This window comes from Sphingomonas adhaesiva, assembly GCF_036946125.1.
Classification (GTDB): Bacteria; Pseudomonadota; Alphaproteobacteria; order Sphingomonadales; family Sphingomonadaceae; genus Sphingomonas; species Sphingomonas adhaesiva_A.
Genome location: NZ_JAQIJT010000002.1, coordinates 1,905,706 through 1,930,239, shown reverse-complemented (window position 1 = coordinate 1,930,239; position 24,534 = coordinate 1,905,706). Strand labels below are relative to the sequence as shown.

Below are 24,534 nucleotides of genomic sequence, written 5' to 3'. Positions count from 1 at the left end.
TCCCAACGCTAAGGACTACCCAGAATGGCCGACTTGGCGGCCATTCGGTAAAAAATATATCGTGATACCGAACCCGCACCGGGGGGCGCCGTCAGTCGGCGGATGGCGATGGGGGGGCGGCGCCGGGGCCGCGGCCCCGATGTCCGGGGTGATGGTGGAAGGGGCTGGATTCGAACCAGCGTACACTTGCGTGGGCAGATTTACAGTTCTGCGTCTGCCGTGTCCGCGATTTGCCCCGAGTTGCCGGCAGCTTGATTTTCCAACGATTTTTCGCCAGTTGAGTTGCCGTCAATCGCATCGAGTTGCCCCCGGTTTCGCTCCTGGTGCTTCCTCGGTGCTTACTGGAAAAGTCGCGATGCCGACCGCCAAGATCACGAAACGGGCCGTGGATGCCGCAACGGCAACCGATCGCGACCACTTCCTCTGGGACACGGAGGTGCCCGGCTTCGGCCTCAAGGTCACACCGAAGGGTGCCCGCTCCTATGTCGTCCAATATCGCATGGGTGGCCGCGAAACCAACCCTACCCGCTATACGATCGGGAAGCACGGCGTATGGACGCCCGATCTGGCCCGCGAAGAGGCGCGGCGATTGCTGCGCTTGGCAGATCAAGGCGCCGATCCGCGCGAGGCCGAACGTCGCCGCCGCCGGGAAGCCGTCGAACTGGCGTTCGGATCGTATGCCGAGCTGTTTACGAACCTCTATCTCAAGCCGAACTGGAAGGCGTGGGAGGACGGCAAGCGACACCTCGATCTGCACTGCACCCCCGTCCTGAAGGGGAAGCCCATATCCACGATCCGCAAGCAGGATGTCGCCGCGATCATCGACAAGCTGGCTGATCGGCCGGCGACCGCAAAGAACGTCTTCGCGACGTTACGGAAGCTGTTCAATTGGGCGGTCAACCGCGGCGATATCGATGCGTCGCCGTTGACCGGGATGGACACTCCCGCCGGCGTGAAGCCTCGGCAGCGGGTCCTTTCGCGCGACGAACTGGCGGCGGTGTGGATCGCTGCCGGGCGGATCGACGATCGTCACGGGTCGGTCACGCGCCTGCTGATCCTTAACGGCCAGCGCCTCGAAGAGGACGCCGCAATGGAGTGGACGGAACTCGACGTGGCTGCGCGGCAGTGGAACTTGCCCGGCCCCCGCACGAAGAACGGGCTGCCTCACATCGTGCCGCTGGGGCCACAGTCGGTGGAGATCGTCGAGCGCCAGACGCGAGGCAAGTCGGTTTTCGTGTTCGCCGGCTCGCGCGGCGGGTCGCCGGGCAACTGGACCGCGGCGAAAGAGAAGCTGGACGCGATCGTGCTTACGCTGATGCAAGAGCAGGCGGAGCGACAAGGCAACGATCCGGCCCAGGTCGTCGTGCCGCGCTGGACCTTGCACGATCTTCGCAGGACCGTGGCGACTGAAATGCCCGCCATCGGCGTTTCCGCCGAGGTGGTCGAGGCGGTGCTGAACCACATCAGCGGCGCGAAGTCGGGCGTCGCCGGTGTCTATAATCGTTACGCCTACCTGCCCGAGAAGACGGACGCCCTGAACAGGTGGGATGCCCATCTAAAGTACCTGGTGCGGGCGTTCGTCGGGAGGGAAGGGGAATGACCTTTATGCCTTCCCCGCCTTCCGAGCCGTGGGCGATCCATGTCATGACGAACGCATGGCCCGCCGCAAGGGGCGCCGTGTTCCTGGCGGTCGCTGCGCAGCGCATCGGCAGCGCGATGTTCATCGAATGGAGCGACGCGGCCCTTACTTGGCCGACCGGGGGAGATCACCCGTTCATTCCCGAGGCGGAACACGTCTTCACCGCCAAAGGGATCGACCAACGGTTATACGACCTGTACGCGCCAATGGTTCGCAAGATCATGCCTGTCGGCGTCTTCCAGCACAGGGAGCTGTTAAAAGCGCCGATGGCGGAATGGCTGGCCAACGTGGTGCCAGATCCCGATGGCGGAGAACCCACGACTCGCGCCGGTCTTCGTCATCGGAGGGGGGAGGACGCGGACGATCCCATCACCGAGCGGCATTGGAACAGTGCTTGGTGGCAGGGCACTATCCACGCCGACGAGCTTGATGGCGCGCGACGCTACCTGTTTCCGGTGGCGGCTATGATCCTCGCGGGCGCACAGTCGGGGGCGCTGAACACGATGGCTCGACCATTCTACGGCGGCGCCGCGATCCAGCTGCCGGCCGACACGTGGGAGATCGATAGCGCGATGGTGCGCCTTGCCTGGTGCGGCCTCGATCCCGAACGTCCCTTCGACCTCAACGCGGCTCCGACCCACTGGTTGTTCGTGGAGCGTGAGAGCCTCGACGCATTCGTCGCCGGCATCGAACAGGGATCCCTGCTGCCAGAGTTGCAGCCGAGGCCGCGCGCGCTGTTGGACGTCGCGGAGGCTCAGCAGCTCGAGAAAACCAACGTCGCCCATTTCCCCTCGAAAGCTGCGGCCTTGGGCGAGGTCACCGCCTGGCTGATCGAACGCTTCGACGACCAGGCGACAGAGCGAATGGTGAAGGACCAGTTCAAGGAAGAAGCGCTGCAACGTTGGCGAGGTCGGCTCAGCGCGCGTGGCTTCGCCACCGCTTGGGGAAACGCAGTCGTCAGCCGGCCCGATAGGGCGAAGCCGGGGCGTCGGCCGTAATCGTCGCACCCGATTCGATACGCTTTCATCCCCTCGTATCGAATCGCTGACTGACACCTTGGCTATCGTGTCGCGGTTTCACGCGACTTGCCGCCTGCCATCTGAGGCTCGCTCGATTGGGAGCGACTTAGACGGAGTTCGACGGCGATGGCGATCGATAGCAATGCGCCCTTGGGGGAAGCGGACGCCGCACGCATCCTCGGCCTCGGGGTATCCACGCTGCAGAAGTACAGGGTGTCGGGTGCCGGCCCGACCTTCATGAAGCTCGGCCGCGCCGTGCGCTACGACGTGCGCGACCTGGAAGAGTGGAAGGCGGCGCGCCGCGTGCGTTCGACCAGCGAAGTTCGGACCGCCGCCTAATGAGCGATGCGGCAGCGAATGCCGATGCGATCCAAGGCTTTCTGGCCGGGTCGGTCGGCACCGCCATCCATCTCGTCGCGATCGTGCCCGACGGTGCGCCGGCGGGCCGCTGGTTCGGCGATGACGTGGCGGCGGCGACCATCTGGGCGGCCGAGCGCAATCGCGGTGGCGCGAACGTCTATTGGACGCCGAACGCTGTGCGCCCTGGCGTGCACAAGAAGGCGACGAAGGCCGACGTCGAGCTGGCGCGCTTCGCCCATATCGACGTTGACCCGCCCAAGACCGGCGGCGAGTGGGACAAGGCCGCGGCGCTAGCGGAGATGATGGCGGTGCGCGGCGCCGAGCCGTCGTTCGTCATCGACAGCGGCGGCGGATTGCAGGGCTTCTGGCGCCTTGATGACGGGTCGGCCCGCCTCAACGATATCGAGGCGATCAACATGGGCCTGCGCGACCGCTTCGGCGGCGACGCCTGCTGGAACATCGATCGCGTCATGCGGCTGCCCGGCACGGTCAACTATCCAGACGCCCGGAAGCGCGCGCGGGGCAGGGCGCCTGCGCTGGCGACGATCGTCGAGGCGGATGCGGGCATCTGCCACGATCCGCTCGCGTTGGCGCACCGCTTCCCCGCGCGGCCTGCGCGAGAGAAGCCGGCGGAGCACGACCAGGCGCACCGCGGCTCCGCTCCGCACCTCGACGCCGACGACCTCGGGCTGGGCGAATACGACCCAATCCGCGCGACGATTGACCACCCGGGGGGCCTCGACCGATCGGACGACGCCTTGGCCTGCGCTGGGGCGCTGCTCCGCGCCGGGTTCAGCGAGGCGCAGATCGAGGGTGTGCTGCTCAACCCGGCCAACCTGGTGTCGGAGCATTGCCTCGCGCAGGCCAACCCCGTGCGGGCCGCCTGGCGCTGCATCGAGCGCGTGCGCGGCGATGCGTCGCCGGCCAGATTTGGCGCGCCGCAATCGCCGAACCCCGGCGCGCTCGACTATCAATGGTTCGGCGATATCAGCCCCCAATTGAGCGGGTTGTGGCTCATCAAGCGACTGTTGCCGGCGTCGGGCCTCGCGCTGATCTATGGGCACCCTGGGTCCGGCAAGAGCTTCCTGGCGCTTGATTTCGCCTTCCACGTCGCGCTTGGATGGGAGTGGCGGGGACGGCGCGTCCGTCGCGGGCTCGTCGTCTATGTAGGGGCGGAGGGCCTTGCGGGGCTGAAGAACCGTATGGTCGCGTTCCGCCACCACCATCAGATCGCCGCGGATACGCCGGTGCCGCTGGCGCTCGTTCCATCCGCGATCGACCTCCAGGCCGCCAACGCGGATACCCCTCGGCTGATCGAGCTGATCCGCCAGGCCGCGGACGAAAGCGGATACGATCCCGCTCTGATCGTCGTCGATACGCTGTCGAAAACGTTCGGCGCGGGCAAGGAGAACACAGACGACATGGCGACCTACGTCGCCAACTGCGGCAAGGTGGCCGAGGCGTTCGCCTGCTGCGTCCTGCCCGTTCATCATCGGCCCAAAGACTCCGACAACGCCGAACCCCGCGGGCACGGAAGCCTAAAGGGTGGCGTGGACACGGTGATCCTCGTGGAGGCCGGGCGCGTGCGCAAAGCCACCGTCACCAAGCAGAAGGACGGCCCGGAGGGGGTGACCGAGTTGTTTGGCCTGCTGCCCATCTACCTGGGCGAAGACGAGGACGGCGAGGACGTGACGTCGTGCATCGTCCAGCCGGCCGTCGCCACGGTCGATGAGGCCGACCCACTGGCGCAGGCGATCGCCGCTCTGCCCGATGGCCCTAAGCTAGCGCTTCGCCAGCTGGACGAGGCGACCGAGCACGATGGCGTGTCCCCGCCAGCCGAGATTCCAGATGCCGAGATCGACCGCGTCCTGACGCCTCGCGTCGTGCCCACCGGGACATGGCGTGAGCGGGCAATTCAGGCGGCCGGGACGGACCGGGACATGGACCGGGACACGGGCAAGAAGGCGTTCAATCGCGCGCTGAAGGTGCTTCAAACCCGCGGAATTGTGAGGGTTTGGGGCGACTTTGCGTGGCTGAACACGATCGCCCCGGGACACGCCGGGACATGAGGCGGGACATAGCAGGGGAACAGGCGGGACACCGGGACATGCCGGGACACACCCCTTTAGGGGTGTCCCGGTGTCCCGGTTCCAGTCGCGCTTGCAAATGCATCGAGGAAGCACCGAGGGTGAACATCGACACACCGGCGATCGTCGTTCGCCTTTTTCGCCTTTACGAGCACAGTCGGCTGCATCGCGCCGCCGCTGCGAGCGGTGCTGTGGCGATACGCGCCAACATTATGGGCGCTGGTCCAATCCCGAGCCGTTTGGAAGCCATCACAGACAGCGAGGGCTGCGCGCGTTACGCGGCCTGGGTGATCGGCGAGACGCTGTGTCTCGTCGCCGGTCGCGAGCTCATGGACCAGGTGTTTGATGCATTCGAGGCGGCGCATGGCGTTCGCGCCGCTTCGTGGCTCGATCATCGCTGGAGCGGCGTGGGCGGCAACGTCTGGTGCGCCTGATGGCAGCTTCCCAAGCCGATGCGCGGCCAGCTGCGACCCCACCCCCGGCTCGAAAGTCTATCGGCCCCGCGGTTGGGGACCGACCGGCCCCTCCGTGCGCAGCGAGAGCAATTTTGGACAGGGGGGACCTTCCTGGACCCCATTGGAGGCAGCATGAACGTCATCGCACTCGACCCCACGGCGGGGGCGCCGCCCGAACCGGACTGGACGAAAGAGGTGCCCGGTCGATCGAAGGCGGCGGCGGCGGAACGCGTCGCGGCATCACAATATTGGGGGGTCGTCGTTCGCGAGCTTCGCAGCGTCAACCGCCTTGCGCTGGTGAACGGCCATGCGATCAAGCGGCTGGTGCTGGCCTGGCTGATCTACGATCGCGCCGCCGCACAGGTCGCGCGATCGGGGCCGGTGGTGAAGGCCCCGAAGACCGGCACCCCGATGCACTCGCCTTGGTACACCGCCATGACGCAGGCCGGTAAGACCGCGGCCACGATCGAGGCGGAGCTTGCCATTACGCCGCGATCGCGCGGCGATGGCGATCCGATTCCTACCCCGCCGCGCCCGGCGCGGAACCCATACCTATCCCGCTCGGGACTGCCTTCGCCGCCGCCACCCAGCCCCACCAATGAAGACGAGCCCGATGCATCGGCTTGATAGAGCGACGCCCCGGGCAGGTCGATTGACCGTGATCGCTGAAAGGGGCTCACCGCTTCTGAACCCCCTCGCGTGCGAACTGCAGTCGGCACCCCGGGGGCGGGTCGAAAGTCGGCCGCCCCCGGCCGCAGGACCGTAACCCGGGGTCCTTTTTCGCGCGTACGAATTAAACTTTCGGCCCCCCGCGACTTTTCGAGACCCCCACCCGACCCCGGAGGCACCCCCATGCACTCCCGCATCTGCCAGCATTGCTGCCGGCGGTTCACCTTGGGCGTGTTCGCCCGAAACCAGCGCACCATCCGGTTCTGTTCGGAGACGTGCCGCAAGCGAGCGGAGCGCCAGCGGGCGCGGAACCGCCGAACCCCCCTTACCCCCGAAGGAGACGGCGCATGACGCATCACCAGGACGCCGCCGCGGCGGCCGGCGCCGCCGTGGCGCCGCCGTGGCGTCGCCTCGGCTCCGCATTCCTGGGCTCGCGCGCCGATCATCCCCGGGAGCCGTGGGCGCTTGTCGCGTTCGGACCACCGCGCTGACCACCGCGCCGTCGCGCCGATCCCACGGATCGATGCCTGCGCGATTGATGATCGGAGTGGCTTCTTAATCGTGGGATGTGCATGGTACGCACGTGGCAGGCTTGAACCCTGAGGTCCTGATCTGGGCGCGCGAGACAGCCGGGCTCGACCGGGAGACGGCTGCCCGCAAGATTGACCTCAAGGCCGCCCGTGGAATGAGCGGGGCGGATCGGCTCGCAAAGATTGAGGCCGGCGAGGTCGTGCCCACCGCAGCGCTCTTGCGTCGCTTGGCGGCTCAATACCATCGGCCGATCCTCACCTTCTACCTGCCCCAGATCCCAGCGCCACCTGAGCTTGGACAGGACTTCCGAACGCTGCCCGACAAGGGCGACCCTTCCAACGTCCTGCTCGCCACGCTGTTGCGCGACGTGAAGGCCCGTCAGGCGCTGGTGCGTGAAATCCTAGAGGATGACGAGGATGCGGTGGAAGTCGACTTGGTTGGATCTGCCAAGGCTGTAGGCGAGGCCGCCGTTCTGGCAGCGTCTATGGTCGATGCCATCGGCTTCGACCGGGCGGCCTATCGCGGATGGAATAGGACTTCGGACGCCTTCGACTACCTCCGCGAGTTGGTCGAGGCGAAGGGCGTATTCGTCCTGCTCGCCGGGGATTGCGGCCATTGGTCCACCGCGATCGAGGTCGGAATTTTTCGAGGCTTTGCGATTGCAGACCAGCTCGCGCCTTTCATCGTGATCAACGATCAGGATGCGAAGGCGGCGTGGCCGTTCACCCTATTGCACGAGGTCGCACACCTGTTGCTCGGCGAAACGGGAGTGAGCGGAGGCGCTCCAAACGGTCGCGTCGAGCAGCTTTGCAACGATGCAGCGGCAGAGATGCTGATAGACCAGGAGGAGATCGCCGAACTCGGCCGCGCGTTGCAGGGCAACGCCGCCGACACCGCGGCTATCGGGGCGCTGGCGGGCCGTGCGCGCATTAGCCGATCCATGGTCGCATATCAGCTGTATCGTGCAAGGGCGATCACCGAGGCTCGCTGGATTGAGCTACGCGACGCTTTCCGCGGCCATTGGCTCGCGCAGAAGGAGCGCGAGCGTGAGAAGAACCGAGCGAAGGAGGGCGGGCCGAACTGGTACGTCGTCCGGCGTCACCGTTTAGGCTCCGCGATCCTTGCCGTCGCCAAGCAGGGTATGGCGGACGGATCGCTAACCCCCACGCGCGCCGCCCGAATGCTCGGCGTTAAGCCGATGGCGGTCTACCCGCTCTTGGCCGAGCCGCGGCGGGTGACCGCCTAATGCTGTATCTTCTCGACGCGAACGCGCTGATCACGGCCCATAATACCTGGTATGGGCACAAGCGCGTCCCTGAATTTTGGCGTTGGCTTCTCCATCACGGAGAGGCTGGCACAGTGAAGATGCCGGCGGAAATCTACGCCGAGGTCGAGGGTGGGAATGATGACCTCGCCGCGTGGATGCACGACGCGGCAACGAAGAGGGCGCTGCTCCTGGGTGGGTCGAGCGATGCAGCGGCCGTCCAAGCGGTCCTTGCGCTCTACGGCGAGGCGCCGACCGAAGCGGACCTCATCACCATCGGGCAGGACCCGTTCCTGATCGCTGCGGCTCTGGGCCATGCCGATCGTCGCGTGGTAACCGCAGAGGTTTCCAAGCCGACACGCACTGGGGCGCGGCGGCACGTTCCCGACGTTTGCGACGACTGCGGGGTCAGATGGATGCATCCAGTGACCTTCATCGCCGACCTCGACTTTTCGACCGACTGGGACGCTTTCGACAAGCTCTTAGGATAATGCGACTGAAGCGGTAAAGTATATGAGAGATGCCCGATGGCAATCTTCCGAAGACCTCGGGCCGCGGGTCAGCTAGATAGTGGGCCGCTCTACGCGGTGTTGGGCAGGCGCCGTTATTGCGGCGAGAGCGTGATGTTGCGTCGTAGCCGTCTGGGCTTGGCTTCTAGGGTCCGCAGTGACACCCGCAGCTTAAGGGGCGATCGCTGCAAGATGCCCCGCACCACAAGTGGTACTCTGTGCGTATCGCCCGCGATGCCGCTATGCGCCCCCGGTTGTGTCCCTGCGGAGCGCAGTTCGTATCCCAGAATGGCTGTGCGGCTGAACTTTTTATCGTATTCCTCGGCGGGTAGAGGCACGAAGCTGCCGCCTGGTTCGTATCGGTGCAGGCCTTCCTGAGTCGCGATAGTGGCTGAGATTGGGGTAACGATCCGGACCTCTTCGAGCATCCAACGAGCGCGGGACCGATTGATTGCGGTGAGAGTGATAGTCGCGGTTTCGCCCTGCCCCTGGCGCTCGACCTCAATCAGTGGATCCTCGTCAGCGCGCTGATTCGCATTGGTCCGAACGAGGATCACGAGCGTGGCGACGGCGGCGGCGGCGCTGACCGCTCCCCCAACGGCCGCGACCACGTTCCAGGGGTCAGTCATCGCTGCCCCTGTTAGCTAGCGGGTACGGTATGCATGTTGGCAACGCTTAACATGGAAGCGAGCCGTTCTGCATCTGTAGCGGCTTGATGCTCGTTCAGGCCACGGATGATACCCTCAACGACCATTGTCATCGTTATTACGGCCTTCCCGGGCGTCGGACAAACCACTCTGGGCACTCTGCCCGCTTTCCCTCAGCCCTTTCTTCGTGATCCCGGAGGTTGCTGGCGATGAAAAAGAAGAATTCGTTCGCTGCTTCGATCGCGCTCATTTCCTCTGGGATGAGGGTGCTTGCACGCAATGCCTCGTCACAGGTCATGAACGCGCCCGTTGGAGATATCTCGTGGCGATATTTGTCACGACGCTCTGGGTCGGTCGACAAGTTAATAGCATTATGGAGTGAGAGGGTCTGAACGACCCAGAGAAACTGCTCTTGCTTTGTCATGGGCGTTCCTCGGCGTTAGTCTAATGTATGCAAGCGCGGCGGTATGGTCCTAAGCCGCGGTGCGAGCGTTTTCAGGCGCGATGGCTTTCGTTGCTTCGGTTTGCGTCCGGCGGCTCGGACGGCATCTCCGGCGGCGGTGCTGCGATAGCCCATCGTTCGACCGACCCCACCACGCGGCACTTCTTCGATCCAGCCTTTGGCGAGCATGTCGCCGATCGTCTTTTCGCCAATAAAAGGCAGCCCTCCGCGACCCTCGACAGCGCCGCCGGATAAGGCCTGAAGGACGTCCATCTCGCGCTTTGTTGGTTCGATCATGCGTCACGCCAAGGAAGGTCGTCCCACGGCGGCGAAATGGCGCTGCCCGCCTGGTATTCGGCCTTGTCGATCCACCATTCTAGATCACCGTCCGATACCAAAGCCCTATCCGGAGCGCCGCCGCTGCCCTTCACGCGGTATTGGCCCTTGTAGGTCATTGTTTCTCTAGCCTCAGCTCGGCGAGACGACGGAGCGCCTCCGGACGGGTTGGCCGGGGCTCAGGCTGCAGCTCGATCCAGCGGTCGAGTGCAGCGAGTTGATTCGGTTTCAGACGAACCGTTACCGGCTGACCTTTGCCGGTCGCCGGACGGCCACGCGATTTTATGGCGTCATTATTTGACATGGTTAATAAATGGTGTCACGAAATGCGAGCCGACGCAAGGCTGGAACCCAAGCGCCGGCTCTGACCTCAACCGTCCTATGGAGACGATCATGGCTGAGCATTCCCCTATCACGGCGCTCGCGCAGAACGCGACACCCATCGACGTCCGGGGCGCCGCCGACGCGATCGGCTGCCTGGTCGACCTGATCGCCGATCAGCTCGTGGCGCTTCGCGGCGCCGTTCGCGAGCATGGCGCTGGCGCTGCCGATCTGCACGAGTGGCACCTGTCGGAGGTCCTGCTCTGCCTGGCCGCCGAACAGGCCGCACTCGTCGACCGTTCCACGCGCTAGCTCAGTGCTTATTTGTGTTTCCCTGCGCTCCGCAGGGCTCTGCCTCTCAACGCCAAAAATTGGCGGAAAAGCGATGGTGGAAGGGGCTGGATTCGAACCAGCGTACACTTGCGTGGGCAGATTTACAGTCTGCTGCCTTTAACCACTCGGCCACCCTTCCACGGATGACGCTCGTCGAAAGCGAGGGCGCCCAATGCCCGCGCGGCGGGGCCGTGTCAACGCCATCCTCGCGCCAATTCGCACATGCTTGCGCGCGGCGGTGTCGCCGCATAGCGTCGCCTATCATGCGACGTGCCGTCGCCGGAGATCTCGCGACCCTATGCGCCACACCCTTCTCGCCGCCGTCGCCGCGGCGGCCCTGATCGTCCCGCCGGCCGCGGCGCAGCGCGCGGCCAGCACGCCCGCGACCAACCGCATCATCGACCAGGGGATGAACCACAGCGAGGTGATGCCGATCGCGCAGCATCTGACCGACGTGATCGGCCCGCGGCTGACCAATTCGCCACAGGCCCGCGCGGCGGAGGCGTGGACGCAGGCGCGCTTCGCCGAATGGGGACTGAAGGTCCACAAGGAGCCGGTCCCGTTCGGGCGCGGCTGGTGGATCGAGCGGTCGAGCGTGCGGATGGTCACGCCGCGCCCGATCCAGCTGACCGCGATCCCCGTCGCCTGGACGCCCGCGACCAACGGCACGCTGACCGCGCCGGTCGTGGTGGCGCCGATGAGCAAGGAGGCGGACTTCGCCAAGTGGCGCGGCAAGCTGGCGGGAAAGATCGTGATGGTGACGCGCCCCGACAGCGGATCGGAGCCCCGGGAGGCGCCGTTCCAGCGGCTGAGCGATGCCGATCTGGCGAAGGAGGACGGCTACCGCCAGCCGACCTACGACCCCGGCGCGCTCGATCGTCGCATGAAGCGTGCGCTGTTCCCCGCCAAACTCGACGCGTTCCTGAAGGCGGAGGGGGCGGTGGCGCAGGCGACCATGTCCTATCGCGACGGCAAGCTGCTCCACGGCGAGGGCTATCTGTTCGGCAAGGACGAGACGCCGGCGCTGCCCGCGGTGCAGATCGCGGCGGAGGACTATCGCCGGCTCGCGCGGCTGGCGAAGACCGGCCCGGCACCGACGCTGGAGATCGTGAGCGACGTGCGCTTCGACGACAGCGACATGAACGCCTATAACGTCATCGCCGAGATCCCCGGCACCGACGCGAAGGCGGGCTATGTCATGGCGGGCGCGCATCTCGACAGTTGGGTCGCGGGCGACGGTGCGGCGGACAATGCCGCCGGTTCGGCGATGGTGATGGAGGCGGCACGCATCCTGGCGCGCACCGGCATCCGGCCGAAGCGCACGATCCGCTTCGCGCTGTGGACCGGCGAGGAACAGGGGCTGCTCGGCTCGCTGGCCTATACCGAGCGGCACCTGGCGACGCGCGGCGGGGTGACGGCGACCGGCACCGGCCGCGGGGACGAGAAATATTACGGCTTCCCGACGCGCTTCCCGATCACCCCGCAGCCCGGCTGGGGCGAGCTGGCCGCCTATTTCAACATCGACAATGGCGCGGGCAAGCTGCGCGGCATCTATGCCGAGGGCAACCCGGCCGTGGTGCCGATCTTCCAGGAATGGATGGCGCCGTTCCGCGCGATGGGCATGACCGAGGTGTCGATGATGTCGACCGGGGGCACCGACCATGTCTTCATGCAGTCGGTTGGCGTGCCCGGTTTCCAGTTCATCCAGGATCCGCTCGACTATGAGACGCGCATCCACCACAGCAGCATCGACACGTTCGATCACCTGAAGGCGGAGGACATGCGGCAGGCGTCGACCATCCTCGCCTCGTTCCTGCTCAACGCCGCCAATGCCGAACAGCCGCTGCCACGGGGGCCCTTGCCGACGCAGCCGGTGGTCAGTGACCCCTATGCCTATCCGAAGGACGACGATTGATGGCACGCCGTGGACACCGCCCCAGCCAGACGCAGGGCAACCGGCCCCGCCTGTGGGGCCGCCATGCGGTGACCGCCGCGCTGGCCAATCCGGAGCGCGTCGTGCGCAAGGTGTGGGGCACGCGCGAGGCGCTGGCGGCGCTCGACCTGCCGCCGGTGCTGCCGATCGTCTATGCCGAGGCACCCGATCTCGGGCGGCTGGTGCCGTCGGACGCACCGCATCAGGGGCTGGTGGCGGAGGTCGATCCGCTGGAGGACGTATGGCTCGGCGACCTGCTGGATCAGGGACAGGGCGATCAGCGCCCGCTGGTGATCCTCGATCAGGTGACCGACCCGCATAACGTCGGCGCGATCCTGCGCTCGGCCGCGGCGTTCGACGCATTGGGCATCGTCACGCAGGATCGCCACTCGCCACCCGAATCGGGCGCGCTGGCGCGCGCGGCCTCGGGCGCGCTGGAGACGGTACCGTGGGTGCGTGTCGTCAACCTGGCGCGCGCGCTGGACGAGATCGGCGAGGGCGGTTTCTGGCGGATCGGCCTCACCGGCCATGCCACGCAGACGCTGGCGCAGGCCATGGGGCCGCAACGGATCGCGATCGTGCTGGGCGCGGAGGGCGAGGGGATGCGCCAGAATACCGAGGCGCATTGCGACGAACTGGCGAAGCTGCCCATTTCGGGCAAGGTGGAGAGCCTGAACGTCTCCAACGCCGCCGCGATCGCGCTCTACGCGGTGGCGGCGCGGGTGTCGTAACGCGCACCCGTCATGCCGGGCGCGTCCCGGCATGACGGGTTCCACGCGACCCACTGGCGTTGGTGAGCGGGACCCTGGACCCCGGCACGGGGCCGGGGTGACGTTGTGCGTGGGGCGGGCCCTCAATCCTCCGCGGCGATGCGCACCTTCATCCCGTCCAGCGCGTCGCCGAACTCGACCTGGCACGACAGGCGCGACGTCTCGTCGCGGTCGGCGGACGAATCGAGCAGGTCGTTCTCGTCCTCGCTGATCGGCGGCAGCTTGTCGACGAAGGCGGGATCGATGTGGATGTGGCAGGTCGCACAGCTGCAGCAGCCGCCGCACAGCGCCAGGATCTCGTCGATACCGGCGTCGCGGATGACCTCCATCACCGACAGACCGGCGTCGCCGTCGATTTCGCGTTCTTCCCCCTCACGCGTGACGACGATAAGCTTGGGCATGTTTGTCTCCCCGATGAATCCGTCTCCCCATGCCGCCTGCCGGGGGCCGGTGCAATGGGGCTGAGCGCGCCGGACCTGAACGCGGGCCTCGACGCTCTCGCTGCCCGCGAGCCCGCCTTCGCCGCGGCGCTGGAGCGTGTCGGCTATCCCGCGCCGCGCATCCGCGCGCGTGGCTATGCCACGCTGCTGCGCACCATCCTGGGCCAGCAGGTCAGCGTGAAGGCCGCCGACGCGGTGTGGCGCAAGCTGGAGGCGCTGGGCGACCCCGCCGACCCCGCGCTCGTCCAGCGGCTCGACGACGACATGCTGCGCGCGTGCGGCTTCTCGCGCCAGAAAAGCGGCTATGCCCGCAGCCTCGCCGAGGAAGTGACCAGCGGCCGCCTCGACCTCGACGCGCTGCCGCAGGACGACGAGGAAGCGATCGCGCAACTGGTCCGCGTCAAGGGCATCGGCCGCTGGTCGGCGGAGGTGTACCTGTTGTTCGCGGAAGGGCGGCCCGACATCTGGCCCGCCGGTGACCTGGCGGTACAGATCGAGGTCGGCCGCATCCTGGGCCATGACACGCGTCCCAGCGAGAAGCTGACCCGCGAACTGGCGGAGGCGTGGCGGCCGTACCGCGGGGCGGCGGCGATCTTCACGTGGCACCATTATGGGGCGGGGGCGGACGCCGCGCCGGTATAGCCGACGAATAAACCCCTTATGAACATCGCATTCCGCACCCGTTCAGCGCGACTCGCGTAGGCACGGAAACAGGATCGCAGCGGTTGCGTTCAACCCGTGTGCGAACCCTGCGTAACGGAAGGAGTATTCCGACATGATGGGTATGGGCAAGAAGGCCGTGCTGGGCACCGCGCTGGCGGCCAGCGTGCTCGCGACCGCCGCGCCGGCGGAGGCGCAGCGTTACTGGCGCCGCGACCGTGGCGGGGATGCCGCGGCGGGGGCGATCATCGGCGGCGTGATCGGTCTGGGGCTGGGCGCGGCGATCGCGTCGAGCAACCGCGACCGCTTCTACGACCGCGGCTATTACGACGACCGCTATTATGCGCCGCCGCCACGCGTGGTCTATCGCGAGCGTTACTACGCGCCGCCGCCCCCGGTGGTGTACCGCGATTACTATCGCGACCCGTACCGCGGCTATTATGGCCAGCCGCGCGGCTATTACGGCTACGGCTGGTAGGCGCACGACGGCGCGGGGAGTTGTCCCCGCGCCGTTTTTTGTGGCCCGCGCGCGTCAATTGCGGCATGGCCGCGCGCCATGAGCGATACCCCTCCCGATCATCTCTCGATCGATCCGTCGAGTCCGTACTTCGACCAGCCCGCGCTGGAGCGCGGCGTCGGCATCCGCTTCAAGGGTGTCGAGCGCAAGGACGTCGAGGAATACAGCATCTCCGAAGGCTGGATCCGCGTCGCGTTGGGCAAGAAGGTCGACCGCCGCGGTCGCCCGCTGACGATCAAGCTGACCGGCCCGGTCGAGGCATGGTTCGAGCGTGGTGCCGAGGACGGGGACGAAGCACAGGACTGACGTCCGCTTGCATTCCGGCGCAGGACGGGGCGCTGGGGGGATGCCGCCTTTCTCACGCCGTCATGCCGGGCCCGTCCCGGCATCCAGGGCGTCGCGCGCCTTGCCGGCGTTGGGGGCGCGGAACCCTGGACCCCGGAACAAGTCGAGACCTCTGCGAATGGCTACGCCGTGCTCCTGCATAGGCAGGAGCCCAGGGTTGCGGATCCCACAAGGCGTTGTTCTGCTGGGCCCTGGGCTCCTGCCTGCGCAGGAGCACGGCAAGTACTCGGTGCCGTTGCACCCGTTTCGCAGAGGTCTCGAACAAGTCCGGGTGACGCCGTGCCTGGGGGCAAGCGTCGCTCGAACGCGGGCACGAGCCTGACCGGCACGACCTGGAACCCCGTCGCGGCGTAGCCGCGCCGTCGGTCCTCGTATGAGCGAGGCCGGCCGGCCGGGTTGGTAGCCGCTGGCTACGCCGCGGCGACCAACCCGGCTTCCAGCTTCTCGCTCGCCTCCAGCCACGTCGCTTCCGCCGTGTCGATCCGATCCGACAGCTCCGACCGCCGCTTCATCAGCTCGGTCATCGACAGGTTCGCCAGCGTCTTGTCCGCGGTCGAGGGGTCGAACATCGCCCGGTCCACCGCCGCCCGCTGCGCGTTGAGCTTGGCGAGCGCCTCCTCGGCCTCCTTGGCCTTCTTGCGGATCGCGGTTTCCGCCGCGCGGCGATCGGCGGCGGCGGCGCGGTCCTTCTTGCTGCCCTTGGCGGGCTTGCCCTCCGCCTTGTTCTCGCCCGACAGCACCAGCGCGATATAATCGTCGAGCGTCCCGTCGAACTCGGCCGCGGTGCCGTCATCGACCAGCACCAGCCGGTCGGCCGTCATCTCCAGCATGTGGCGATCGTGGCTGACCAGCACGACCGCGCCGGTGTAGGAATTGAGCGCCTGCACCAGCGCCTCGCGCGCGTCGACGTCGAGGTGGTTGGTCGGCTCGTCGAGGATCAGCAGGTGCGGCGCGTCGCGGGTGATGAGCGCCAGCGCCAGCCGCGCCTTCTCGCCGCCCGACATCTTGCCGACCTTGCCCGTCGCCTTGTCGCCCGAAAAGCCGAACCGGCCCAGCTGCGCACGCACCGCGGCGGGGCTCGCGCCCTTCATCGTGCGCGTCATATGCTCCAGCGGCGTGTCGTCGGCGTCCAGCTCCTCCACCTGATATTGGGTGAAATAGCCGACCTTCATCTTGCCCGACGACGCCATGTCGCCCTCCATCGGCGTCAGCTGTGCGGCGAGCAGGCGGGCGAGCGTCGTCTTGCCGTTGCCGTTGCGCCCCAGCAGCGCGACGCGGTCGTCGGGGTCGAGCCGCATGTTGAGCCGCTTGAGGATCGGCGTCTCGCCATAGCCGACGCTCGCCATGTCGAGCGTGATGAGCGGCGGGCGCAATTCGCTGGGATCGGGGAAGTCGAACGACAGCGACGGATCGTTGGCCAGCTCCGCGATCGGCTGCATCTTGGCCAGCATCTTCTGGCGGCTCTGCGCCTGCTTCGCGGTGGAGGCGCGGGCGGAATTGCGCGCGACATAGTCCTGCAGCTTGGCGCGCTGCGCATCCTGGTTCGCCTTCGCGGCGGCCAGCTGCGCCATCCGCTCGGCGCGCTGGCGCTCGAAACTGTCGTAGCCGCCCGGATAGAGCGTGATCTTCCCGCCTTGCAGGTGGAGGATATGGTCGACGACGTTGTTGAGGAAGTCGCGCTCGTGGCTGACCACCACGATCGTCGCCTTGTAATTGACCAGGAAGTCCTCCAGCCACATCACCGCCTCCAGGTCGAGGTGGTTCGACGGCTCGTCGAGCAGCAGCAGGTCGGGCTGCGAGAACAGCAACGCCGCCAGCGCCACGCGCATCTTCCACCCGCCCGAGAAACTGTCGAGCGGACGCTGCTGCATCTCCTCGTCGAAGCCGAGCCCGAGCAGGATCTGCGCAGCGCGCGCGGGCGCGGTATAGGCGTCGATCGCGATCAGCCGCTCGTACACGTCGCCCAGCCGGTCGGGATCCTCGGTTGTCTCCGATTCGAGCATCAGCGCCGCGCGCTCGACATCGGCGGCGAGCACCGTGTCGAACGGCGTCGCGGTGCCCGACGGCGCCTCCTGCGCGATATAGCCCAGCCGCGCGCCCTTCGGCATGTCGGCGGAGCCGTCGTCCGGCTCCAGCATGCCGGCGATGACGCGGACCAGCGTCGACTTGCCCGCGCCGTTGCGCCCGATCAGCCCGACGCGGCTGCCGGGCGGCAGCGCCGCCGTCGCGCCGTCGAGGATCGTGCGCCCGCCGAGGCGCACGGTGATGCCGTTGAGGTTGAGCATGCGCGCTCATACCGCATTGCGGCGAAATCGGGAAGGTGGGTTCATGCGAAGCCGCGAAGGGTGTGTGCGGAGCGCGGGGTCACCTTTGCGTTCAGGCCGATACGACTGCCGCCCGCGCGCGGAGAGGATGAGCGCGCTTCGCACCAAGCCCAGCCCCTTCGGCCTTGCTCAGGACACGCTTGAGCAATGCCTCTGAATGACGGCGGAACGGCGCCGCATACCGGCCGTGCTCCTGCGGAGGCAGGAGCCCAGAATTGCCGCCCCCATAAGGCGTTGTTCTGCCGGACCCTGGGCTCCTGCCTTCGCAGGAGCACGGGTGAGACGTTCGCATAGGGTTCCGCCTCGATCCGGGGTCGCCTTCGTCTTCAGTCATGGTGAGAGGCGGGACCCCCCGATCAGGACCGCGATGACCTTCAGTCGAACCGCCGCCCGACATGCGCCTCGCCGCGATCCTCCGCCAGCCGCTGCTGGCGGTGGCGTTCGGCATAGCCGGCGCGCTGCGTATCGTCGCGGGTGGTATGGCAGGCGGGGCAGCTCGCCCCCTCGACATACAGGGGGGATGCGCGATCCGCCGCGCTCACCGGCATGCGGCAGGCGTGGCAGAGCGCGTGGGTTCCGGGCGCCAGACCGTGTCCGACCGCGACGCGCTGGTCGAAGACGAAGCATTCGCCCTGCCACCGGCTCTCGCTTGCGGGCACTTCCTCCAGATAGCGCAGGATGCCGCCGTCGAGGTGGTGGACCGCCTCCACGCCTTCAGCCTTCAGGAAGGCGGTCGACTTCTCGCAGCGGATGCCGCCGGTGCAGAACATCGCGACACGCGTCTTGCCCGCCATCAGCGTGTCGCGATGATCGCGGAACCATGCGGGGAAGTCGGCGAAGCTCGCGGTCGCCGGATCGACTGCCCCTGCGAAGGTGCCCACCGCCACCTCGTAGGCGTTGCGCGTGTCGATCACGAGCGTCGCGGGATCGGCGATCAGCGCGTTCCACTCGGCCGGTGCGACATAGGTGCCCGCGTGCGCCAGCGGATCGACCGCGACCCCCATCGTCACGATCTCGCGCTTCACCTTCACTTTCAGCCGGTGGAACGGACTCGCCTCCGCCCAGCTGTGCTTGAGCGACAGGTCGGCACAGCCCGGCAACGCGCGAATGTGCGCGATCACGCGGTCGAGCGCCGCCGCCTCGCCCGCGATCGTCCCGTTGATGCCCTCGGTCGCGAGCAGCAGCGTGCCCTTCACCCCCGCCGCCTGCGCCGCCGCGAGCAGCGGGCCGCGCAGCGCGGAAGGGTCATCGAAGCGGGCGAAGCGATAGAGTGCCGAAATCCGGATCATCAGTGGACGAAGCGCGCCACCACGTCGCGATAGGACCGGCTGACCTTCACGCTCGCCCCCGAATCCAGCACCAGGAAGCATTCGCCGTTGGTGTGCGGCTTCACCTGCTTGACCAGGTCCAGGTTGACGATGGTCGAGCGGTGGATGCGCTGGAACCGGCGCGGGTCCAGGCGCTTCTCCAGGTCCTTCATCGTCTCGCGCAGGATCAGCGTGTTGTCGCCGGTGTAGATGCACATATAGTCGCCCGCGGCGTCGATCCGCTCGATCGTATCGACATCGACGCGGAAGATCTGGCCGCGGTCCTTGATGTTAATCATCTTCTCGAACCGGCTGGCGTTGACCTGATCGCCGCTGCCGGTGTCGACCATCTCCGCCGCCGCCTCGGGTGCATGTTCGGCCAGCACTTCCTTCAGCCGGTCCGCCTCGCCCGCGCTCTGCCGCTCGGCCAGCCGCTGGCGCACCCGGTCGAGCGTGTCGGCCAGCCGCGTCTCCTCGACCGGCTTCATCAGATAATCGGTCGCCTGCGCCTCGAACGCGCGGATCGCATGGTCGGAATAGGCGGTCACGAACACGAACAGCGGCGGCTCCACCTCCATCAGCCCCTGCACCACCGAGAATCCGTCGAAGCCGGGCATCTGGATGTCGAGGAAGACGAGGTCGGGCTTGTGGGTCTTGATCGCGCTGATCGCCTCGCGCCCGTTCTGGCACTTGGCGATGATCTCGACGTCGTCGTGCGCCTGAAGCCGCAGCTCGAGCCCCTGGATCGCAAGCGGCTCGTCGTCGACGAGGATGGTACGAATGGTCATCACACCTCTCTATTCGGTACTTCGAGCTGGAACGGGATCTCGATCTGGACCCCGAACCCGCCCGTCGGCATGGCGCGCACATCGAAGCGGTGGTCGGCCCCGTAAGCCTGCGCCAGCCGCTCCCTGATATTGGCGATGCCCACGCCGGTTGAAAGGCTTGGACGCGATTTGGTCGGCATCAAACCCGGTCCGGTGTCGGATACGCCCAGCAGCACCCGCTCCCCGACGAGCCGCACGGACACGCGGATTTCGGCGCCGTCCTCCTGCGGGGTGACCGCATATTTGATCGCATTCTCGACCAACGGCTGGAGCAGCAGCGACGGCAGCCGCGCCTTCTCCACCGCGGGATCGACATCGAAGATCGGGCGCAGCCGGTCCTCGAACCGCATCTTCTCGATCTCGAGGTACAGTTTCAGCGTCTCCATCTCCTGCGCCACCGTCACATGCGCGGTGGGCTCGTTCGCCAGCGTGTAGCGCAGGAACGACGACAGGCGGCTGAGCATCGCATTGGCGCGCTCGGTCTGCTTGAGCAGCACCAGCGTCGAGATCGAATTGAGCGTGTTGAACAGGAAATGCGGGTTCAGCTGATAGCGCAGCATCGCCAGCTGCGCCGAGGACGCCTGGTTCTCCAGATGCTCCATCTGGTCGATCTGCGATTCGACGATCAGGTAGAAATTGATCCCGAAATACAGCGCCGACCACCCCGCGAGCACCGTGAAGTTCAGGAACAGCGTTCCCAGCAGCAGCGACACGTCGACCCCGGGCGCGGCCAGCTTGATGAAGCTGAACGAGAAGGCGTCGAGCGTGGCGTAGAGGAAGGTCGCGAACGCCAGCGTGAAGATCGACAGCAGGATGCCGGTGACGCGCGGCAGCTGGCGGTAATGGCCGTACAGCACGCTCAGCAGCAGCGTCAGGCAATAGCCGACGATCGCCTCGATGATGTTGGGCACGATCGCCTGGAGCGAGAAATTGCCCGACAGCGTGGAGACCGAGCGCAGCAGCAGATAGCCGGTCCACCCTGCCGCCTGGAGCTTCCAGAACGCGGCCGACTTGTCCTCGAAGAAGGGCCGCACGAAGAGCGGGCGTTCCGGGCTCGGGCCCGACGGCAGCGGGGCGGAGGAGGGGGCCGACGAGGGGGCGGGGGAAGCGGAAAGGGTCGCCATTGCGGCGGCGTTCTACACCGTGGCGTGGACACGTGCAAAAAGAAGGGCCGCCGTCCCGGTGAGGACGGCGGCCCGTATGGCCCGTTTGGTGCGCGCCGAGGCTTAGAAGCTGAAGCGTGCGCCGATGCGGATCTGGTACAGCGACTGACGCGACGAGATGATGTTCTGCTGGTCCGGCGCCGTCGAGGCCGCGGTGTAGCGGTACTGGGCGCAGGGCTGCGTCGTGTTCTGCGTCGTCTGCGCGGCGGTCGCCGCCGTACCCGTCGCGACCGGGGTCGTCAGGCAGGTCACCTGCACCGCCGGGATCGTGTACGGGAAGGAGTATTCGCGGATCTGACCCCAGTTCTTGTTGATGAGGTTGGTCAGATTCTCGATGTCCATGAACAGCTGGATACGGCTGCCGCCCAGGCCCGTCGGGATTTCCTGCGAGACGTGCAGGTCGATCCGGGTGAACCACGGCGAGTTGAAGCCGTTGCGCGGCGCCACCTTGCCCCGATACTTGGCCAGATCGGTCGAGTTGATGAGCGCATCCAGCGCCGCCTGAGTCTGTGCGGCGGTCACGACCGTGCCGCCCACGGTGCGATCGCCGTAGCTGACCAGCGGATCGGTGGTGCTGGTCGGCACGTAGAGCAGGTAGCGCGACTGGGTGCCGACGTTGCCGAAGATCTGGCTGCGCGCCGACGAGGTGTCCTGCATCGTGTAGCTGTACGGCTTGCCGATCCGGGTTTCGCCGAACAGCGAGATGTTGGTCTTGTAGTCACCGAAGAACGCGCGATCGAGCGTCACGCTATACTTGATGAGGTGACGAACCTCGTCGTTCGACCGACCGTATGCCGCGCCGCTGCCGTCGAAGAAGGCGCCGTTGCCGTAGTTGGACCCGGCGGTCGACGACGTGGCGGGCGTCTGATCCCTGACGTCCTGGTAGGTGTAGCTCGCCGAAAGGGTCAGGCCCAGGTCGAACGTCTTGTCGAAGCGGCCGACGGCGACGTACGAACGCCCCAGGCTGGTGTTGCGCAGAACGATGTCCTGGAACGTGTCGCCGAACGTGGTGACGGATGCGTAGCGCGTCCGTCCGTCCGGCGTCAGCAGCGTGGTCGGCGTGACGCGCTGATCGGCGAAATAGACCTGGTCGCGGACGCCCGACCACAGGAAGTCGGCGCCGAGGTGCCAGCCACCGCCCAGGAAACCGCCGAAGTCGCTGTCGTAATCGGCGGACAGGGTGCCGCGCCACTGCGACGGCAGGCGGAAGTCCGGCACCAGCGCATTCGTCGGCGACGTGGTCGACGAGCTGGCGTTGGTCAGCAGCGTGTTGGCGGCGGCGGGGATCGTCGTCCCGTTCACGTTGGTCAGGATCTGCGAACCCGTACCCGTCGTGTAGCTGCCGTTGTTGTTCTGACGAACGTCGATACTGTTGGTCAGGAAGCCGGTGTTCGAGAAGCTGTTCGACACATAGACGTCCGGCGAACCGCCCGAGAAGATGCCGATGCCGCCGCCGAAGACCAGGTTCTGCGTCGCCTTGAAGTCGAACCCGATACGCGGCTGGAACACGCCCCGGCCCGAAATGTAGGTCAGGTTGGAGAAGCCGTAGCGGTTCAGGAAGTTAGTATTCAGCGCCGGGCGGCTCTGCCCGCCGTACATGTCCCAACGCGCGCCGTAGGACAGCGTGAGCATGTCGCTCAGGCGCCAGATGTCCTGGATGCCGAACGAGTAGGACTGGTAGCGGAACCGCGCCGCGCCGTTCGCGGGGTCGAGCGACGGAACCGCATTCTGGTAGCGCAGGCGCTGTGCGTTGCCGGCCTCGAAATCCGCCAGCGAGTCGAAGTAGTAATCGCCCGCGGTGCGCTGCACGAAGAGGTTGAAGATCTTCGTGTCCTGGAACTCGCCGAAGACGCGCAGGTCGTGGTTCTCACGGGTCAGGCGACCCTGGACGAGACCGCCATAGGTGCGGCTGGTGAGCGAATTCGCCTGGCGCGAGATGTCCGGGCCGAACGACACCACGCCGTTACCCGAGGCGCAGTTGATCGACAGATCGTTGCCCGTACCCAGGCTGCCGGAATTGGTTCCGGTTCCGAACGTGCCGCGATCCGAGGTCGGTGCGGTGCAGACCTGGAACTGCGCGAAACCGCGGCCCAGGATCGGGTCCTGTCCGCGCTTGTAGTCCTTGTAGAAGCCGCGGACCTCGGTGGAGAAATCGTCGCTCCAGTCCGAGTTCAGCTGGAACACGCCGGTGTGCAGCCGATTCGTCGCGATGTAGCCGTTGGACTCGAGGCCCAGGCCGGTCGCGTTGGCGGTGCCGCTTGCCGGGCTGGTATTGGTGTTCTGGTTGAAGCGGATCGAATCCTTCGTGTACATGTACGTCGCCGACGCACGCTGCGTATCGGACAGGTTCGCATCCAGCTTGGCGACGAGGCGATCGTCCTGGTCGTCCGAATTGTTCAGGATGCCGCCGGTGTTATAGCCATAGCGGCTCTGCGCCACCTGCTGGATACGCGCCACGGCCGCGTCGGTGATGTTCGGGATCACGGTGCCGGCGTTGTCGCCCGGCGTTCCCTCGACGATCGGCGTGCCCGCGCGGATACGCTCGCCCGCGACCATGAAGAACAGCTTGTCCTTGATGATCGGACCCGACAGCTCGGCGCCGTAATTCTCGTACTTGAAGCTCGGGATGGAGACGCGGCCGGTCGGCACGCCCGGGCCTGCCTTCGTCTCCTTGCCCGTCAGCTTGTCGCTCGAATAGGCGTAGAAGCCGGTGCCGTGGAAGGTGTTGGTGCCCGACTTCAGGATGGCGTTGATGGCACCGCCCTGGAAGTTGCCTTCGCGAACGTCGTACGGCGCGACCTTGGTCTGGAACTGGCCGATCGCGTCGAACGGGACCGGCGAACGGCGGGTGGGGAGGCCGTCCGGGTTGAGGCCGAAATTGTCGGTGACGGGGACGCCGTCGACGGAGAAGCGGTTGAAGCGCGCGTTCTGGCCCGCGAAGCTGACGGCGCGGCCGCTGCCCTCGGCGTAGTCGAGCCGGGCGAACGGGTCGCGGCGCATCAGGTCGCGGATGTCGCGGTTGACGGACGCCACGCTGGCGATCTGGGCCGCCGACAGCACGGTCGCCGGACCCTGGCTCAGCGTGCGGGCGTTCGGCAGGCGCGATGCGGTCACGACGATGTCGCTGCCGGCCGTCGCTGCATCCGCGGCGGTCAGTTCGATCGGGAGCTCGTAGCTCTGCGCGATCACGGTGTTGATGTCGGTGACGGTGACGGACGCATAGCCCGGCGCCGTGACGGTCACGGTGTAGGGCCCGCCGGCGCGCAGGCCGGTGGAATTGAAGCTGCCGGCCGCGTCGGTCGTCACGTTCGTGGTGCCGCCGGTCGGAACGTTCACGATCTCCACCGAAGCCCCCGCCACCGGCGCGCCGGCGCTGGTCACGGTGCCGCGGATCGTGGAGGTCGTCTCCTGCGCCATGGCGCCCATCGGTGCGATGAGCGAGATCGCGGCCGCGCCCATGAAGAGGTTGTTTCGCATGAATTTTGTCCCTTTGAGCCCTGGCCCGTGACGTGCGGCTGTTGCCGTCCTGTATGCGCCACTGCCCCGCGATTATGTCAGTCCGGTGACAGGCGCGAGTCGATTCGTTCGTGAATGAAACGTGAGGTTTGTGCGTTGCAAAAAAGCGACAGGGCGGGT

24 protein-coding genes and 1 tRNA gene are annotated in these 24,534 nt (G+C 66.7%); 15 read left to right on the top strand and 10 right to left on the bottom strand.

Annotation, left to right across the window (positions count from 1 at the left end; all coding sequences use genetic code 11):
* Window positions 1-355: 355 nt before the first annotated feature.
* From PGN23_RS15500 to PGN23_RS15460, 9 genes are all read left to right on the top strand, one after another.
* On the top strand, window positions 356-1,600 hold the full coding sequence (locus tag PGN23_RS15500; RefSeq protein WP_335303922.1) for a tyrosine-type recombinase/integrase: 1,245 nt from the start codon (window positions 356-358) through the stop codon (window positions 1,598-1,600).
* A complete protein-coding gene (locus PGN23_RS15495; RefSeq protein WP_335303920.1) occupies window positions 1,597-2,637 on the top strand; it encodes a hypothetical protein in 1,041 nt (346 codons plus the stop codon). Before PGN23_RS15500 ends, PGN23_RS15495 begins: the two co-directional genes overlap by 4 nt.
* A 147-nt stretch (window positions 2,638-2,784) precedes the next feature.
* Entirely contained in the window at window positions 2,785-2,997 is a 213-nt protein-coding gene (locus tag PGN23_RS15490) for a helix-turn-helix transcriptional regulator (protein WP_335303919.1), read from the top strand.
* Complete coding sequence (locus PGN23_RS15485; RefSeq protein WP_335303918.1) at window positions 2,997-5,087, top strand: AAA family ATPase; 2,091 nt, start codon at window positions 2,997-2,999, stop codon at window positions 5,085-5,087. The genes PGN23_RS15490 and PGN23_RS15485 overlap by 1 nt, the downstream gene beginning before the upstream one ends.
* A 119-nt stretch (window positions 5,088-5,206) precedes the next feature.
* Window positions 5,207-5,539 carry a hypothetical protein gene (locus tag PGN23_RS15480; protein ID WP_335303916.1) on the top strand — a complete coding sequence of 111 codons (333 nt, stop codon included), beginning with the start codon at window positions 5,207-5,209 and terminating at the stop codon, window positions 5,537-5,539.
* Between the two features lie 153 nt (window positions 5,540-5,692).
* The gene (locus tag PGN23_RS15475) at window positions 5,693-6,187 is read left to right on the top strand and encodes a P27 family phage terminase small subunit (RefSeq protein WP_335303915.1); all 495 of its coding nucleotides are present in this window, start codon (window positions 5,693-5,695) and stop codon (window positions 6,185-6,187) included.
* Between the two features lie 389 nt (window positions 6,188-6,576).
* Window positions 6,577-6,720 (top strand): hypothetical protein, encoded by a 144-nt coding sequence (locus tag PGN23_RS15470; RefSeq protein ID WP_335303914.1) that lies wholly within the window; start codon window positions 6,577-6,579, stop codon window positions 6,718-6,720.
* A 92-nt stretch (window positions 6,721-6,812) separates the two neighbouring features.
* Window positions 6,813-8,006 carry an XRE family transcriptional regulator gene (locus PGN23_RS15465; protein ID WP_335303912.1) on the top strand — a complete coding sequence of 398 codons (1,194 nt, stop codon included), beginning with the start codon at window positions 6,813-6,815 and terminating at the stop codon, window positions 8,004-8,006.
* A complete protein-coding gene (locus PGN23_RS15460) occupies window positions 8,006-8,515 on the top strand; it encodes a DUF4411 family protein (protein WP_335303911.1) in 510 nt (169 codons plus the stop codon). Before PGN23_RS15465 ends, PGN23_RS15460 begins: the two co-directional genes overlap by 1 nt.
* Window positions 8,516-8,628: 113 nt before the next feature.
* On the opposite strand, the gene PGN23_RS15455 is transcribed toward PGN23_RS15460, so the two are convergent.
* From PGN23_RS15455 to PGN23_RS15445, 3 genes are all read right to left on the bottom strand, one after another.
* Window positions 8,629-9,162 (bottom strand): hypothetical protein, encoded by a 534-nt coding sequence (locus PGN23_RS15455; RefSeq protein ID WP_335303909.1) that lies wholly within the window; start codon window positions 9,160-9,162, stop codon window positions 8,629-8,631.
* Window positions 9,163-9,619: 457 nt separating this feature from the next.
* Window positions 9,620-9,919 carry a hypothetical protein gene (locus PGN23_RS15450; protein WP_335303908.1) on the bottom strand — a complete coding sequence of 100 codons (300 nt, stop codon included), beginning with the start codon at window positions 9,917-9,919 and terminating at the stop codon, window positions 9,620-9,622.
* Window positions 9,916-10,077: a hypothetical protein gene (locus PGN23_RS15445; protein ID WP_335303907.1), complete on the bottom strand. Its 162-nt coding sequence runs from the start codon at window positions 10,075-10,077 to the stop codon at window positions 9,916-9,918. Before PGN23_RS15445 ends, PGN23_RS15450 begins: the two co-directional genes overlap by 4 nt.
* A 274-nt stretch (window positions 10,078-10,351) precedes the next feature.
* Here PGN23_RS15445 and PGN23_RS15440 point away from each other — a divergent pair, with 274 nt between their 5' ends.
* Window positions 10,352-10,591: a hypothetical protein gene (locus PGN23_RS15440; protein ID WP_335303906.1), complete on the top strand. Its 240-nt coding sequence runs from the start codon at window positions 10,352-10,354 to the stop codon at window positions 10,589-10,591.
* 74 nt (window positions 10,592-10,665) lie between these two features.
* Here PGN23_RS15440 and PGN23_RS15435 read toward each other — a convergent pair.
* Window positions 10,666-10,751: transfer RNA gene (locus tag PGN23_RS15435), tRNA-Tyr, on the bottom strand.
* Window positions 10,752-10,910: 159 nt separating this feature from the next.
* Between PGN23_RS15435 and PGN23_RS15430 the strand changes: the two genes are divergently transcribed.
* Window positions 10,911-12,527 carry a M20/M25/M40 family metallo-hydrolase gene (locus PGN23_RS15430; RefSeq protein WP_335303905.1) on the top strand — a complete coding sequence of 539 codons (1,617 nt, stop codon included), beginning with the start codon at window positions 10,911-10,913 and terminating at the stop codon, window positions 12,525-12,527.
* The gene (rlmB, locus tag PGN23_RS15425) at window positions 12,527-13,276 is read left to right on the top strand and encodes a 23S rRNA (guanosine(2251)-2'-O)-methyltransferase RlmB (protein WP_335303904.1); all 750 of its coding nucleotides are present in this window, start codon (window positions 12,527-12,529) and stop codon (window positions 13,274-13,276) included. Before PGN23_RS15430 ends, rlmB begins: the two co-directional genes overlap by 1 nt.
* 122 nt (window positions 13,277-13,398) lie before the next feature.
* Here the strand turns inward: rlmB and PGN23_RS15420 are convergent, their stop codons facing one another.
* Window positions 13,399-13,716, bottom strand: coding sequence for a 2Fe-2S iron-sulfur cluster-binding protein (locus tag PGN23_RS15420; RefSeq protein WP_335303902.1), 318 nt, complete (start codon window positions 13,714-13,716; stop codon window positions 13,399-13,401).
* Window positions 13,717-13,770: 54 nt separating this feature from the next.
* Here PGN23_RS15420 and PGN23_RS15415 point away from each other — a divergent pair, with 54 nt between their 5' ends.
* From PGN23_RS15415 to PGN23_RS15405, 3 genes are all read left to right on the top strand, one after another.
* Entirely contained in the window at window positions 13,771-14,397 is a 627-nt protein-coding gene (locus PGN23_RS15415) for a DNA-3-methyladenine glycosylase family protein (RefSeq protein WP_335303900.1), read from the top strand.
* Between the two features lie 133 nt (window positions 14,398-14,530).
* Entirely contained in the window at window positions 14,531-14,893 is a 363-nt protein-coding gene (locus PGN23_RS15410) for a hypothetical protein (RefSeq protein ID WP_335303899.1), read from the top strand.
* Between the two features lie 78 nt (window positions 14,894-14,971).
* Window positions 14,972-15,238 (top strand): DUF3297 family protein, encoded by a 267-nt coding sequence (locus tag PGN23_RS15405; RefSeq protein WP_335303898.1) that lies wholly within the window; start codon window positions 14,972-14,974, stop codon window positions 15,236-15,238.
* 449 nt (window positions 15,239-15,687) lie between these two features.
* Here PGN23_RS15405 and PGN23_RS15400 read toward each other — a convergent pair whose 3' ends face one another.
* From PGN23_RS15400 to PGN23_RS15380, 5 genes are all read right to left on the bottom strand, one after another.
* Window positions 15,688-17,562: an ABC-F family ATP-binding cassette domain-containing protein gene (locus PGN23_RS15400; protein WP_335303896.1), complete on the bottom strand. Its 1,875-nt coding sequence runs from the start codon at window positions 17,560-17,562 to the stop codon at window positions 15,688-15,690.
* A 413-nt stretch (window positions 17,563-17,975) separates the two neighbouring features.
* Entirely contained in the window at window positions 17,976-18,890 is a 915-nt protein-coding gene (trhO, locus tag PGN23_RS15395) for an oxygen-dependent tRNA uridine(34) hydroxylase TrhO (protein WP_335303895.1), read from the bottom strand.
* Window positions 18,890-19,696 carry a LytR/AlgR family response regulator transcription factor gene (locus PGN23_RS15390; RefSeq protein WP_335303893.1) on the bottom strand — a complete coding sequence of 269 codons (807 nt, stop codon included), beginning with the start codon at window positions 19,694-19,696 and terminating at the stop codon, window positions 18,890-18,892. The genes trhO and PGN23_RS15390 overlap by 1 nt, the downstream gene beginning before the upstream one ends.
* Window positions 19,696-20,859, bottom strand: a complete 1,164-nt coding sequence (locus PGN23_RS15385) for a sensor histidine kinase (RefSeq protein ID WP_335303892.1) — start codon at window positions 20,857-20,859, stop codon at window positions 19,696-19,698. The genes PGN23_RS15390 and PGN23_RS15385 overlap by 1 nt, the downstream gene beginning before the upstream one ends.
* A gap of 102 nt (window positions 20,860-20,961) precedes the next feature.
* Window positions 20,962-24,375, bottom strand: a complete 3,414-nt coding sequence (locus PGN23_RS15380) for a TonB-dependent receptor (protein WP_335303891.1) — start codon at window positions 24,373-24,375, stop codon at window positions 20,962-20,964.
* Between the last annotated feature and the right edge of the window lie 159 nt (window positions 24,376-24,534).

Bases quoted from the DNA above. Each gene is read 5' to 3' on its own strand.
- PGN23_RS15500 (WP_335303922.1), top strand. From the start codon at position 356: ATGCCGACCGCCAAGATCACGAAACGGGCCGTGGATGCCGCAACGGCA.
- PGN23_RS15495 (WP_335303920.1), top strand. From the start codon at position 1,597: ATGACCTTTATGCCTTCCCCGCCTTCCGAGCCGTGGGCGATCCATGTC.
- PGN23_RS15490 (WP_335303919.1), top strand. From the start codon at position 2,785: ATGGCGATCGATAGCAATGCGCCCTTGGGGGAAGCGGACGCCGCACGC.
- PGN23_RS15485 (WP_335303918.1), top strand. From the start codon at position 2,997: ATGAGCGATGCGGCAGCGAATGCCGATGCGATCCAAGGCTTTCTGGCC.
- PGN23_RS15475 (WP_335303915.1), top strand. From the start codon at position 5,693: ATGAACGTCATCGCACTCGACCCCACGGCGGGGGCGCCGCCCGAACCG.
- PGN23_RS15470 (WP_335303914.1), top strand. From the start codon at position 6,577: ATGACGCATCACCAGGACGCCGCCGCGGCGGCCGGCGCCGCCGTGGCG.
- PGN23_RS15460 (WP_335303911.1), top strand. From the start codon at position 8,006: ATGCTGTATCTTCTCGACGCGAACGCGCTGATCACGGCCCATAATACC.
- PGN23_RS15455 (WP_335303909.1), bottom strand. From the start codon at position 9,162: ATGACTGACCCCTGGAACGTGGTCGCGGCCGTTGGGGGAGCGGTCAGC.
- PGN23_RS15450 (WP_335303908.1), bottom strand. From the start codon at position 9,919: ATGATCGAACCAACAAAGCGCGAGATGGACGTCCTTCAGGCCTTATCC.
- PGN23_RS15445 (WP_335303907.1), bottom strand. From the start codon at position 10,077: ATGACCTACAAGGGCCAATACCGCGTGAAGGGCAGCGGCGGCGCTCCG.
- PGN23_RS15440 (WP_335303906.1), top strand. From the start codon at position 10,352: ATGGCTGAGCATTCCCCTATCACGGCGCTCGCGCAGAACGCGACACCC.
- PGN23_RS15430 (WP_335303905.1), top strand. From the start codon at position 10,911: ATGCGCCACACCCTTCTCGCCGCCGTCGCCGCGGCGGCCCTGATCGTC.
- rlmB (WP_335303904.1), top strand. From the start codon at position 12,527: ATGGCACGCCGTGGACACCGCCCCAGCCAGACGCAGGGCAACCGGCCC.
- PGN23_RS15420 (WP_335303902.1), bottom strand. From the start codon at position 13,716: ATGCCCAAGCTTATCGTCGTCACGCGTGAGGGGGAAGAACGCGAAATC.
- PGN23_RS15415 (WP_335303900.1), top strand. From the start codon at position 13,771: ATGGGGCTGAGCGCGCCGGACCTGAACGCGGGCCTCGACGCTCTCGCT.
- PGN23_RS15410 (WP_335303899.1), top strand. From the start codon at position 14,531: ATGATGGGTATGGGCAAGAAGGCCGTGCTGGGCACCGCGCTGGCGGCC.
- PGN23_RS15405 (WP_335303898.1), top strand. From the start codon at position 14,972: ATGAGCGATACCCCTCCCGATCATCTCTCGATCGATCCGTCGAGTCCG.
- PGN23_RS15400 (WP_335303896.1), bottom strand. From the start codon at position 17,562: ATGCTCAACCTCAACGGCATCACCGTGCGCCTCGGCGGGCGCACGATC.
- trhO (WP_335303895.1), bottom strand. From the start codon at position 18,890: ATGATCCGGATTTCGGCACTCTATCGCTTCGCCCGCTTCGATGACCCT.
- PGN23_RS15390 (WP_335303893.1), bottom strand. From the start codon at position 19,696: ATGACCATTCGTACCATCCTCGTCGACGACGAGCCGCTTGCGATCCAG.
- PGN23_RS15385 (WP_335303892.1), bottom strand. From the start codon at position 20,859: ATGGCGACCCTTTCCGCTTCCCCCGCCCCCTCGTCGGCCCCCTCCTCC.
- PGN23_RS15380 (WP_335303891.1), bottom strand. From the start codon at position 24,375: ATGCGAAACAACCTCTTCATGGGCGCGGCCGCGATCTCGCTCATCGCA.